The organism is Halopseudomonas oceani (assembly GCF_963677335.1).
GTDB classification, from domain to species: domain Bacteria; phylum Pseudomonadota; class Gammaproteobacteria; order Pseudomonadales; family Pseudomonadaceae; genus Halopseudomonas; species Halopseudomonas oceani.
The window spans coordinates 53607-66444 of sequence record NZ_OY781932.1 but is presented as its reverse complement, the minus strand read 5'-3'; the positions used below and the strand labels follow the sequence as shown (position 1 = coordinate 66444).

At 61.2% G+C, this 12838-nt stretch carries 9 protein-coding genes; 5 read left to right on the top strand and 4 right to left on the bottom strand.

Features of this window, described 5'->3' with window-relative positions; translation table 11 throughout:
* The first annotated feature begins 37 nt into the window (after positions 1-37).
* Together ACKPCU_RS00300 and ACKPCU_RS00295 are read left to right on the top strand one after the other, a co-directional pair.
* Positions 38-808, top strand: a complete 771-nt coding sequence (locus ACKPCU_RS00300; protein WP_104738114.1) for a ParA family protein — start codon at positions 38-40, stop codon at positions 806-808.
* 85 nt (positions 809-893) lie between these two features.
* Complete coding sequence (locus ACKPCU_RS00295) at positions 894-2168, top strand: bifunctional O-acetylhomoserine aminocarboxypropyltransferase/cysteine synthase (RefSeq protein ID WP_104738155.1); 1275 nt, start codon at positions 894-896, stop codon at positions 2166-2168.
* 208 nt (positions 2169-2376) lie between these two features.
* Here the strand turns inward: ACKPCU_RS00295 and ACKPCU_RS00290 are convergent, their stop codons facing one another.
* Together ACKPCU_RS00290 and selO are read right to left on the bottom strand one after the other, a co-directional pair.
* On the bottom strand, positions 2377-4164 hold the full coding sequence (locus tag ACKPCU_RS00290; RefSeq protein ID WP_104738115.1) for an SLC13 family permease: 1788 nt from the start codon (positions 4162-4164) through the stop codon (positions 2377-2379).
* A 137-nt stretch (positions 4165-4301) separates the two neighbouring features.
* Positions 4302-5726, bottom strand: a complete 1425-nt coding sequence (gene selO, locus ACKPCU_RS00285; protein WP_321349089.1) for a protein adenylyltransferase SelO — start codon at positions 5724-5726, stop codon at positions 4302-4304.
* Between the two features lie 189 nt (positions 5727-5915).
* On the opposite strand from selO, the gene ACKPCU_RS00280 reads away from it, so the two are divergent.
* The 3 genes from ACKPCU_RS00280 to ACKPCU_RS00270 all read left to right on the top strand — a co-directional run bounded on the left by ACKPCU_RS00280 (position 5916) and on the right by ACKPCU_RS00270 (position 10859).
* The gene (locus ACKPCU_RS00280; RefSeq protein ID WP_104738117.1) at positions 5916-7703 is read left to right on the top strand and encodes an acyl-CoA dehydrogenase C-terminal domain-containing protein; all 1788 of its coding nucleotides are present in this window, start codon (positions 5916-5918) and stop codon (positions 7701-7703) included.
* A gap of 216 nt (positions 7704-7919) precedes the next feature.
* Positions 7920-9698: an acyl-CoA dehydrogenase C-terminal domain-containing protein gene (locus ACKPCU_RS00275; RefSeq protein WP_104738118.1), complete on the top strand. Its 1779-nt coding sequence runs from the start codon at positions 7920-7922 to the stop codon at positions 9696-9698.
* 150 nt (positions 9699-9848) lie between these two features.
* A complete protein-coding gene (locus tag ACKPCU_RS00270) occupies positions 9849-10859 on the top strand; it encodes a class 1 fructose-bisphosphatase (RefSeq protein WP_104738119.1) in 1011 nt (336 codons plus the stop codon).
* 288 nt (positions 10860-11147) lie between these two features.
* Here the strand turns inward: ACKPCU_RS00270 and ACKPCU_RS00265 are convergent, their stop codons facing one another.
* Both ACKPCU_RS00265 and ACKPCU_RS00260 read right to left on the bottom strand, forming a co-directional pair.
* Positions 11148-11921 carry a 2-keto-4-pentenoate hydratase gene (locus ACKPCU_RS00265; RefSeq protein WP_170063037.1) on the bottom strand — a complete coding sequence of 258 codons (774 nt, stop codon included), beginning with the start codon at positions 11919-11921 and terminating at the stop codon, positions 11148-11150.
* A complete protein-coding gene (locus ACKPCU_RS00260; protein ID WP_321349088.1) occupies positions 11918-12826 on the bottom strand; it encodes a TauD/TfdA dioxygenase family protein in 909 nt (302 codons plus the stop codon). The genes ACKPCU_RS00265 and ACKPCU_RS00260 overlap by 4 nt, the downstream gene beginning before the upstream one ends.
* Positions 12827-12838: the final 12 nt, after the last annotated feature.

The following is a 12838-nucleotide window of genomic DNA, read 5'->3' as shown; positions in this document are numbered from 1 at the left end:
GGCGCACGGCGGGAGCGACTGAACAAGGAGAAGGCGTATGCGCAGGGTAGTTTTCAACCAGAAGGGCGGTGTCGGTAAGTCCAGCATCGCCTGCAACCTCGCCGCGGTCAGCGCTGCGGCGGGCTACAAGACCCTGGTGATTGATCTGGATCCGCAGGCTAACTCTAGTCACTACCTGCTGGGTGAACGGATGGCGGACATCGATACCACCATCGCCGACTTCTTCGCCCAGACCCTGTCCAGCGGACTGTTCAGCAAGAAGGCCGAGAACTTCGTCACCGAGACGCCGTTCGAGAACTTATGGTTGATGCCGGCCAGCCCCGAGCTGGCTGAGCTGCAGCACAAGCTGGAGTCGCGCTACAAGATCCAGAAGCTGCGCAAGTTGCTGAACGACCTCAAGGACAACTACGAGCGGATCTACATCGACACCGCCCCGGCGTTCAACTTCTACACCATGTCGGCGCTGATTGCCTCGGACCGCGTGCTGATCCCGTTCGACTGCGACAGCTTCTCCCGGCAGGCGCTCTACGGTCTGCTGAGCGAGTTGGAAGACGTGCGTGAAGAGCATAACGAGGATCTGGCGGTTGAAGGTATTGTCGTCAACCAGTTCCAGCCGCGTGCGGCGCTGCCGCAGAAGATGCTTGATGAACTGATCGCCGAGGGGTTGCCGGTGCTGCCTGTGCACCTGAACAGCTCGGTACGCATGCGCGAGTCGCATGAAGCAGCCACTCCGCTGATCTTCCTTGACGGTCGGCACAAGCTGACTCAGCAGTTCATGGCGTTGCACGATCACATCGAGAGTCAATAAGTCACGCCTGTCCGGATTGACCGTTCGGACTTCCTTCTGCATGCTCGGCGCTGGGCTTGAACAACTCGACAACAAGGACAGCGCAATGAAGCTTGAAACGCTCGCCATTCACGCCGGCTACACCCCAGACCCGAACACCCACGCGGTGGCCGTGCCGATCTACCAGACCACCTCGTACTCCTTTGACAATACCCAGCACGGTGCCGACCTGTTCGACCTGAAGGTGCCGGGCAACATCTACAGCCGCATCATGAACCCGACCAACGATGTGCTGGAGCAGCGGGTTGCCGCGCTCGAGGGCGGTGTCGGTGCGCTGGCCGTTGCCTCCGGCATGGCCGCGATTACCTACGCGATCCAGACGCTGGCTGAAGCCGGCGACAATATCGTGTCGGTGGCCAAGCTGTATGGCGGCACCTACAACCTGTTTGCCCACACCCTGCCGCGTCAGGGCATCGAGACCCGCTTTGCTTCCCACGACGACATCGCCGCGCTGGAAAGCCTGATTGATGCACGCACCAAGGCGGTGTTCTGCGAATCCATCGGCAACCCGTCCGGTAACGTCATCGACATTCAGGCGCTGGCCGACGCGGCTCACCGCCACGGCGTCCCGCTGATCGTCGATAACACCGTGGCCACACCGGCGCTGTGCCGCCCGTTTGAGCACGGCGCGGACATCGTGGTCCACTCGCTGACCAAATATATGGGCGGTCACGGTACCACTCTGGGCGGCATCGTTGTCGATGGTGGCTGCTTCCCGTGGGCCGAGAACGCGGAACGTTTCCCGCTGCTCAATACCGCCGACCCGTCCTATCACGGCGTGGTCTACACCGAGGCCTTCGGCCCGGCCGCCTTTATTGGTCGCTGTCGCGTTGTGCCGCTGCGCAACATGGGCGCGGCACTGTCGCCGTTCAACGCCTTCATGATCCTGCAGGGGCTGGAAACGCTGGCGCTGCGCATGGAGCGCCACTGCGACAACGCGATGGCGGTGGCGGCATTCCTGAAGAACCACCCGCAGGTCGCCTGGGTGCAGTACGCCGGACTGGAAGATCACCCCGAGCACGCCCTGGCCAAGCGCTATATGGGCGGCAAGCCGGCGTCGGTACTGTCGTTCGGGATCAAGGGCGGCCAGGAAGCCGGTGCGCGCTTTATCGACGCGCTCAACCTGGTGGTGCGACTGGTCAACATCGGCGACGCCAAGTCACTGGCCTGCCACCCGGCATCCACTACCCACCGTCAGCTGAACGACGAGGAGCTGGCCAAGGCCGGTGTGCCGCGTGACATGGTGCGCCTGTCGATCGGTATCGAACATATCGACGATATCCTCGCCGATCTGTCGCAGGCGCTCGACGCTTCGCTTTAGTCACCTCCCGCTTTGCGGGAGCTGAGCCACAAGCCACAAGCAAAACCCGCGCGGTGTTGAATCGCGCGGGTTTTCTTGTGGTTGGGATAGCACCCTGAATGCTAAAAAGCGTTTGACTGCCTGTAGGCCAATTCATCCTGACTGCGCTTGCAGCTTGCAGCTTGCAGCTTGCAGCTTGCAGCTTGCAGCTCGCGCGCGCCAGCGCGCGCTAGGGAAACAGCGGCCAGACGAGCGGAATGATCAGCGAGCCGGCTGCCCACATGATCAGGTTCAGCGGCACGCCGATACGCATGAAGTCGGCGAAACGGTAGCCGCCAGCGCTGTAGACGAAGGTGTTGGTCTGGTAGCCGATCGGGGTGGCGAAACTGGCGCTGGCAGCGAACATGACGGCGACGACGAATGGGCGAGGGTCGGCGCCCAGCTGCTGGGCAACGCCGATGGCAATCGGGGTGACCAATACCGCTACCGCGTTGTTACTGACCACCTCGGTGAGAACCGAGGTCAGCAGGTAGATGAACGACAGCATGAACAGCGGGCCGAGCAGCGGTGACAGGGTCATCACGTGGCTAACCACGGTGTCGACCAGGCCGACCTTGTTCATCGCGATGCTGATCGCCAACATGCCGAAGATCAGCGTCAGGATGCGCCAGTCGATGGCCTTGTAGGCGTCTTCGGTATCCAGACAGCCGGTGGCGACGACCAGCGCGGCGGCGATCATCGCCAGCCCCTCAATCGGCATGACCTTGAATGCGGCCAGCACCATCACGGCCAGCACGGCAGCAATGGCAATCGGCGCCTTGTCGCGGCGGTAGGCGCGTTCCTGTACCGAGTTGAGGCTGATCAGTTCGCCATTGTCGGCAAACTTCTTGATCTGCGCGGGCGTGCCCTCGACCAGCATCACGTCGCCGAATTGCAGCTCGAAGTCGTCCAGGTTGTCCTGAATATTCTCGTTATGGCGATGCACTGCCAGTACGTGAATACCGTAGCGTGCCGTCAGGTTGAGGTCGCGCATCGGGCGGTGGCTGTAGCGCGAGTTGCGGCCGACGATGGCCTCGGCCAGCATCACGTCGCGGGTCGAAATGGTCTCGAAGCTGTCCGGGCGGTTGATCGCCAACAGGCCGTTCTGACGCAGCTCGACGAAGTCGCGCATGCCGGCGTGCAGCACCAGCCGGTCGCCGGCCAGCAGCCGAGTGTCGTTGAGCGGGGTCGACAGCTCGTCGTCGCCACGGAAGATTTTCAGCACCCGGATGCCGCTGTTGCCATTCAGGTTGGCCTGACTGATGGTCTGGCCAATCACCGGCGAGTCGTGCGGCACCAGCAACTCGGTCATAAAGGTACGGGACTGATCCGGGCGCAGCTGGCGCGACAGGCTTTCGCGCTCCGGCAGCAGGCGGTGACCAATCAGCAACACGAAGGCCATGCCGATGCCGGCCAGTATCAGCCCGGGCAGGGTGATCTCGAACATGCCGAAGGGCTCCATGCCCATCTGCCGGGCCACGCCGTCGACCAGGATGTTGGTCGAGGTGCCGATCATGGTCATGGTGCCGCCAAAGATGGTGGCGTAGGACAGCGGGATCAGCATTTTCGATGGCTTGCTGCCGACGCCCGTTGCCAGGGCGATGGCGACCGGCGTGAGAATCGCGACCACCGGGGTGTTGTTGATAAAGGTCGACAGCAGCAGGGCGGTCATCATCAGGCTGAACAGGGTGCGCCACTGACTGCCGCCGCCCATGCGTGACAGCCAGTTACCCAGCGTCTCCACGCAGCCAGTGCGTTCCAGTGCGGCAGACAGGATGAACATGCAGGCGATGGTGATGGGGGCGCTGTTGGACAGTACGCCAAGCACTTCGGAGGGCGTCAGCAGTTGGCTGACCAGCAGGACGGCCACGGCGATACCGACCACCACGTCGGGGCTGAACTTTTCCCGCGCGAAGGCGTAGAAAACCCAGCACAGCAGCAGTGCCACGCCAATCAGTGGCAGCGAATCCCAGCTCATCGGTTACCGAACTCTCTCGTGAGGGTCCGGACGCGGACCCAGGCTGGGCGTCACATTAAGAGGCGGAGCTATATTTGTCCAAGTACAAAAACTGATTTTTATATGCTTGTGAGGAATAAGCGTTGCAACAATCAGGATCAGGAGGAGCAGCTGATTTCCAAGTGTTTGCCCCAGTCTGGTGGCATGGCTGCGTACGCATCGGCTCCTGCTTGCGTTTCGAATGGCCGGCGCAGGATATGGTGCAGGCGGCGCACCTCATCAAAATCGTCCTGCTCGGCTGCGGCGATGGCGTTTTGCGCCAGGTAGTTGCGCAATACGTAGAGCGGGTTGGCGGCCTGGCGCTCGCGCGTGCTGGCCTGGCAACGCGCTTGATGCTCTCGCAGCCAGCTGTCGAAGGCGCTGCGGTCGATGAAGTGGTCGCGTACCAGCGGGTTGTCTTCGGCCAGCTTGCGCAGGCTCAGGTGGTAATCGGCGCCGCTGGTCTGCATCAGTTGCAGCAGCGCGTCCAGCTGCTCTGCGTCTTCTGCACGGGCGTCGCCCCAGCCCAGGCGGCGGCGCATCAGTGCCAGATAGTGCTGCTCAAATGTTGGTATGAATTGAGCCAGCTCGGCTTTCAGCGTATCGACGGCGATGAACGGGGTTAGCGCTTGCGCCAGGCAGGCGACATTCCACTGTGCGATCAATGGCTGGCGGTGGAAGGCATAACGCCCTTCGTGATCAGAGTGGTTGCAGACGTGGCGGGCATCGAAGGCGTCGAGGAAGGCATAGGGGCCGAAGTCGAAGGTGATTCCCAGAATCGACATGTTGTCGGTGTTCATCACCCCGTGACAGAAGCCCGAGGCCTGCCAGTGGGCGATCATTCTGGCGGTGCGCTTGAGTACGGCGCGAAACATCGCCAGCTCGGGTTCCGGCTGGTTGCGGCAGTCGTGGTAGCAGGTGTCGAGGGTGAAATCGAGCAGTTGGCGCAGTTCGTCGTGCTTGCGGGTGTAATAGAAGTATTCGAAGTGGCCGAAGCGAATGTGCGAGCGCGCCAAGCGCAGCAGCATAGCGCCACGCTCCTCGCGTTCGCGGTAGACCGGGTTGTCGCCGACGGTCACGCACAGGGCGCGGCTGGTTGGGATGCCGAGCGCATGCAGCGCTTCGCTGGCGAGGAACTCGCGGATCGACGAGCGCAGCACCGCACGGCCGTCACCCATGCGCGAGTAGGGCGTACTGCCGGCCCCCTTGAGGTGCAGATCCCAGTGTTCACCAGCCTGGTTCACCACTTCGCCCAGCAACAGGCCGCGACCATCGCCGAGTTGCGGGTTGTAGGCGCCGAACTGATGGCCGGAGTAAACCATCGCCCGCGGCTCAGCAGTGCTCCATAGCTTGTGGCCGGAAAACAGCTCGGTGAATAGCGGGTCGCTGGCCTCCGTCGGATCCAGATCTAGTAGTTGCAAGGCGTCCTCGCTGCATACCACCAGTCGTGGATTGTGCAGCGGATCAGGCATGACCTTGCTGGAGAACGTATCGCCCAGCGCAGCGAAGCGGTTGTCGAAGTGCAGATCGGCCAGAGTGGACACGGCGGGTTCCCGGGGGCAATGGATGCAGTGCCTATGCTACCGCAGGATGCTTCCGGTGTTATGGTCCTCCATCAGGCGGGGTAATGGACTGGCCAAAACCTTGACCGCAAGGGCGTGCATCCCTAGTGTTCAAACACCTGTATGAAATCATGCTGCCAGCAGTGACTGGCTGCCCTTTGGAGAGTCGACATGCCTGAATATAACGCCCCTTTGCGCGATATGCGCTTCGTCATGGACGAGCTGCTGGACATGACCGGCAGCTACGCTGCATACGGTCTGGAAGACGCCACCCCGGATCTGGTCAGCGCCATTCTCGAAGAGGGTGCCAAGTTTACCAATCAGGTGCTGTCTCCGCTGAACCGCACTGGTGACGAAGAAGGCTGCCACATCGAAAATGGTGTGGTCACCACGCCGAAGGGCTTCAAGGAAGCCTATCAGGCCTACTGCGAAAACGGCTGGGGTTCCATGACCGCTTCGCCGGAATACGGCGGGCAGGGTCTGCCGTCTTCGCTTGGTCTGATCATCGCCGAGATGGTTGCCTCCGCAAACTACTCCTTCAGCATGTACCCGGGGCTGTCCCACGGCTGTGCTGCGGCGATCGCTGCACACGGTACCCAGGAGCAGAAAGACCTGTACCTGAGCAAACTGACCCCCGGCACCTGGACCGGCACCATGTGTCTGACGGAGCCGCATTGCGGTACCGATCTCGGTCTGGTCAAGACCCGCGCAGTACCGCAGGCAGACGGCACCTACAAGGTCACCGGCACCAAGATCTTCATCTCGTGCGGTGAGCACGACATGTCTGAAAACATCGTCCACCTGGTGCTGGCCAAGCTGCCCGACGCGCCAGCTGGCACCAAGGGTATCTCCCTGTTCATCGTTCCCAAGTTCCTGCCGGATGCGAACGGTGAAGTGGGCGAGCGCAACAGCCTGGTCTGCGGCTCCATCGAGCACAAAATGGGCATCAAGGCTTCCGCAACCTGTGTGATGAACTTTGACGATGCTACCGGCTTCCTGATCGGTGACATCAACAAGGGTCTGAACTGCATGTTCACCATGATGAACCACGCCCGTCTGGGTACCGGCATGCAGGGCCTGTGTCACGGTGAAGCGTCCTATCAGTCAGCTCTGGCGTATGCCAAGGACCGTCTGCAGATGCGTTCGCTGAAAGGCCCGGCTGCTCCTGAGAAGGCGGCTGATCCGATCATCGTTCACCCTGACGTGCGTCGCATGCTGCTGACCATGAAGGCGTTCAACGAAGGTAACCGCGCGCTGGCCTACTATACTGCCAGCCTGCTGGATCAGGCCCACTACGCGAGCGAAGAAGCCCGCGCCGACGCCGAGGCCCAGCTGGCCTTCCTGACGCCGATCTGCAAGGCCTTCATGACCGATACCGGTCTGGAAGCGACCCTGCTGGGTCAGCAAGTGTTTGGCGGTCACGGCTTCATCCGTGAGTGGGGCCAGGAGCAGCAGGTACGCGACTGCCGTATCGCGCCGATCTACGAAGGCACCAACGGCATTCAGGCGCTCGACCTCCTGGGTCGCAAGGTGCTGGGTAGCCAGGGCAAGCTGCTGAAGGCGTTCACCAAGCAGGTTCACCTGCTGTGCAAGGAAGTCGAAGGCAATGCTGCGTTCGGCGAGTACGCCAAGAAACTGGCCCAGCTGAATGCCCAGTGGGGCGAGCTGACCACGTCCGTAGGCATGAAAGCCATGCAGAACCCGGAAGAAGTGGGCGCTGCAGCGGTTGATTACCTGGCGTTCTCCGGCTACGTCGTGCACGCGTACTTCTGGCTGAAGATGGCACTGGTTGCCCAGGCCAAACTGGAGGCCGGCAGCACCGAAGTGGACTTCTACAAAGGCAAGCTGGCGACTCAGGCGTTCTTCTATCAACGTCTGCTGCCGCGCGCTCAGGCCCACGCCGAAGCGCTGACCGCCGGTGCATCCAGTCTGATGGATATCGCCGTCGAGCAGTTCTGATCGGTTCGCTGATCTGAATAAAGAACCCCGGCCATGCCGGGGTTTTTTATTGCGCGTCAGGCGGCGGCTAGCCTGACCCTGCCTTAAGTAATGTTGTTTATGGTGACCAATCAATAATGAAAAGTCATAAAAAGACGCTATAGGTTTTTTTGTTGTCGATATACAATCTCCCGCCTGCGCCGGTCTGAACCGGCACCGAACCACGAGGAGATATCCATGGCTGACTATAAAGCTCCCCTGCGCGACATGCGCTTCGTTCTCAATGAAGTTTTTGAGGTTTCCAAGCTCTGGGCACAATTGCCGGGCCTGGCTGAAGTGGTGGACGAAGAGACCGCTGTAGCCATCCTGGAAGAAGCCGGCAAGGTAACCGGCGGTGTCGTTGCACCGCTGAACCGCTCTGGCGACGAAGAGGGCTGCTCCTGGAACGACGGCGTCGTGACTACACCGGCCGGTTTCCCGGAAGCCTATCGCACCTACGCCGAAGGTGGCTGGGTGGGCGTGGGCGGTGCTCCCGAGTTCGGCGGCATGGGCATGCCGAAGGTGATCGGTGCTCAGGTCGAAGAAATGGTCAACTCCGCCAACCTGTCCTTCGGTCTGTATCCGATGCTGACCTCCGGCGCCTGCCTCTCGATCCTCAATCACGCCAGCCAAGAGCTTAAGGAAAAGTACCTGCCGAACATGTACTCCGGTACCTGGGCGGGCTCCATGTGTCTGACCGAGCCGCACGCCGGTACTGATCTGGGCATCATCCGTACCAAGGCCGAGCCGCAGGCTGACGGCAGCTACAAGATCAGCGGTACCAAGATCTTTATCACCGGTGGTGAGCACGACCTGACCGAGAACATCATCCACCTGGTACTGGCCAAGCTGCCTGATGCACCGGCCGGTCCGAAGGGGATTTCCCTGTTCCTGGTGCCCAAGGTCATGGTCAATGACGATGGTTCGCTGGGTGAGAAGAACTCCCTGTCCTGCGGCTCCATCGAGCACAAGATGGGTATCAAGGCCTCGGCTACCTGTGTGATGAACTTCGACGGTGCTACCGGTTGGATCGTTGATGAGCCGAACAAGGGCCTCAACGCGATGTTCACCATGATGAACTACGAGCGTCTGGGTGTGGGTATTCAGGGTCTGTCGCTGGGTGAACGCTCCTACCAGAACGCCATCGAATACGCCCGTGACCGCATCCAGAGCCGCGCGCCGACCGGCCCGGTTGCCAAGGACAAGGCCGCTGACCCAATCATTGTTCACCCCGACGTGCGTCGCATGCTGCTGACCATGAAGGCGCTGAACGAAGGCGGCCGTGCGTTCTCCAGCTATGTTGCCATGCAGCTGGATACCGCCAAGTACAGCGAAGACAAGGAAGTGCGCGCCCGTGCCCAGGAACTGGTAGCCCTGCTGACGCCGGTTGCCAAGGCGTTCCTGACCGACATGGGTCTGGAAACCACCGTTCACGGTCAGCAAATCTTTGGCGGCCACGGTTTCATCCGTGAGTGGGGCCAGGAGCAACTGATCCGTGACTGCCGCATTACCCAGATCTATGAAGGCACCAACGGCATTCAGTCGCTGGACCTGATGGGTCGCAAAATCGTTGGTAGCGGTGGCGCCTTCTACAAGCACTTCAGCGATGAGGTCAAAGCCTTCATCGCCAGCGCTGACGCTGCTCTGGGCGAGTTCACCGGCCCGCTGGAAGCGGCCATCGGCAACCTCGATGAGCTGACTGCGTGGGTGATTGAGAACGCCAAGAACAACCCGAATGAAATTGGCGCCGCATCGGTCGAGTATCTGCAGGCCTTCGGTTACACCGCCTATGCCTACATGTGGGCACTGATGGCGCGTACCGCATTGGCCAAGCAGGCAGAAGACGAGTTCTACGTGAGCAAGCTGGGCACTGCGCGTTTCTACTTCGCGCGTCTGCTGCCGCGTATTCACTCGCTGACTGCGTCGGTCAAGGCTGGCAGCGAGTCGCTGTTCCTGCTCGACGAAGCTCAGTTCTGAGTCTGACGGTGCAGTAAAAAGCCCCGCTTCGGCGGGGCTTTTTAGTTTCTGCGCAGCCTTGTTGCCGCCGCCGGGGAGTATTCAGGAGGCGAAGCGCTCCCGGAGCGGGTAAACTGTGCGCGATTTTACTTTTCTCTCCGGAGCTTGCTCATGTCCCGTGTATCTCTCAGCCGCTACCTGATCGAACAGACGCGCAGCCACAACACCCCCGCCGATCTGCGTTTTCTCATCGAGGTGGTGGCACGTGCCTGTAAGGAAATCAGCCATGCAGTATCCAAGGGCGCCCTTGGTGGTGTGCTGGGCAGCATGGGCACCGAGAACGTTCAGGGTGAGGTGCAGAAGAAGCTGGACGTGATCTCCAACGAGATCCTGCTTGAAGCAAATGAGTGGGGCGGTCACCTGGCCGGCATGGCGTCCGAGGAAATGGACAACGCCTACCAGATTCCGGGTCAGTATCCGAAGGGCGCTTACCTGCTGGTGTTTGATCCGCTGGATGGTTCAAGCAACATCGACGTCAACGTCTCGGTCGGTACCATCTTCTCGGTACTGCGCTGTCCCGACAAGTATGTGGAGCAGACCGGGAGTCTGGATGAGCAGGCCTTCCTGCAGCCGGGTACCGAGCAGGTGGCTGCCGGTTACGCGATCTACGGTCCGCAGACCATGCTGGTACTGACCTTGGGCGACGGTGTGATGGGCTTTACCCTGGACCGGGAGATGGGTAGCTTCGTGCTGACCCACGAGAACATGAAAGTACCTGCCAGCACCGCTGAGTTCGCCATCAACATGTCCAACCAGCGTCACTGGGAAGAGCCGGTCAAGCGCTATGTAGCCGAGCTGTTGGCGGGCAAGGAAGGTCCGCTGGAGAAGAACTACAACATGCGTTGGATCGCCGCCATGGTCGCCGACGTGCATCGTATCCTGACCCGCGGCGGTGTGTTCATGTACCCGCGCGATGCCCGCGAGCCGGAAAAGCCGGGCAAGTTGCGGCTGATGTACGAAGCCAACCCGATGTCGATGCTGATCGAGCAGGCTGGCGGTGCTGCCACCAATGGTCACCAGCGCATTCTCGATATTCAGCCGGAGTCGCTGCACCAGCGTGTTGCCGTGTTCCTGGGATCCAAGGACGAGGTTGAGCGCGTTACCGGGTATCACAAGGGTTGAGCCGGAGCAGGCCACCGACCCTGCCGGTGGCCTGCTGAATTGATGTAAGCATTTGCTTACGCGTTGTGCTGGCGTTGGCCTATGTGCACACCCTGCGATGCTGCGTACTATCAATCGCGCTAGGAGCATCGCAGGAAGCGACCAGAACAACAGGGAACAGGGACAGTGCCTCGGAGGCACTTCGTATTAGGGATGATCAGGACCATTCTGCAAAACCTCGCCTCGGCGGGGTTTTTTCTTGCCTGCGATTTGAGCAGGGCACGGCGTTGATGGCCGTGCCCAGTGTGCTCAGGCGCTGAAGCGGCAGCTCACACTGCCCAGCGCGCCCATCTCCACTTCGGCCAGATCGCCGGCGGCAACCGGCTGCATTCCGGCCAGCGCGCCGGTCATGATCACATCACCGCTGCGCAGTTGCTGTCCGGCAGTGACCATTTGATTGATCAGCCAGAGCGCCGCGTCCAGTGGGTTGCCCATGCAGCTTGAGGTATTGCCGTTGCCCACCTGTTCGCCGTTAAGCTTCAGTGCCACCGGCAGGTCATCCAGCTGCACGCTGTCGGCTGCAACGCACTGGCCCAGCACGTGGGCACCAAAGGACAGGTTGTCTGCGACCGCATCAGCCAGAGACTTCGGCCAGCCCTCAAAGGCTGAGTCGCAAACCTCCAGCGCGGGCATCACGCCTTCGAGCGCCGCGATCAGGTCGGCGCGATCGGCCAGCGGGTCTTCGATATCGCGGGCCAGGCGCATCGCAACCTCGATCTCCAGTCGCGGCGCGATAAAGTCCGCATGCTGCAGTGTCGTTCCGGTCTGATATTCGTTGGCTGTCAGCAGTACGCCGCGCAGCGGTTCTGCCACGCCAAGGGCCTGGCGGGCGCGGGCATCGGTCAGCCCCAACTTGTAACCGGCCGGGCGCTCGCCCTGAAGCTGTCGGCTAATCAGCGCGTTTTGTACAGCGTAGGCTGACGCCAGGTCGGTCAATGCATATTCGCTAGCGACCGGGCCGCGTGGTTTGCCGCTGGCGCGTGCTTCCAGCAGCGCCTCTGCGGCCTGTTCGATGTGACTCATGCCGTTTCTCCTCGGCTCGGTTTTTCGCCAACAACCGTGGTGCGGAACATCTCGCGGCGCTTGCCGAAGTAGTCCGAGATGGGCTGATGCCATACGCAGCGGTTATCCCAGATCGCCAGTGTGCCCGGGGTCCAGCGCATGCGGCAAGTAAAGGCCGGAGCAGCGGCAACGCTGAACAGGTAGTCGAGCAGCGGGCGTGATTCCTCCGGTTTCATACCGGCGATACCGAGGGTGTAGGCCGGGTTGGCGAACAGCACCTCGCGACCGGTTTCCGGATGGCGGGTGATCATCGGGTGGGTACGGACATCCTCATCGACGTTGTCGCCGAAGCGGATCTGCATGTTCTCGATGCCGGCGTTGTGTGCGGCCTTAGGGCCGTAACCGAACTCGGGGGTGTGGATGCCGTCGAGCTGGCGCAGCAGATTGCGCAGGGTTGGAGACAGCCACTCGCAGGCCAGGTACATGTTGTTGAACAGGGTGTCGCCGCCGCTTTCCGGCACATTGTGGCCGTACAGCAGGGTGAAGGCCGGCGGTCGCTCCTGGAATGACCAGTCGCTGTGCCAGGCACCACCAAACACGAATGGGCTGCCCTCGCCGGCTTCTTTGAGCACATGCACCACATGCGGATGATCGGCCATCGGCTGCACATAAGGTTCCTTGCCGAACTCGCCGAAACGCAGAGTCACGGCTTCGAGCTGTTTGACGCTCAGGTTCTGGTCCCGAATAAAGAGTACGCCGTGGTCCATGAGGGCTTGGCGGAGATCTGCCTGACCGGCCTCGCTGAGGGTGTTGAGGTCGATGTCGTGGATGTCTGCACCCAGTGAGCCGGCCACCGGTACGGTGCGGAAATGGTTGCTGGAGCGGGCCTGGTTGTTTTTTGCCGTGGTGTAAAAAAATTCGGGCATGGCTGTTACCTG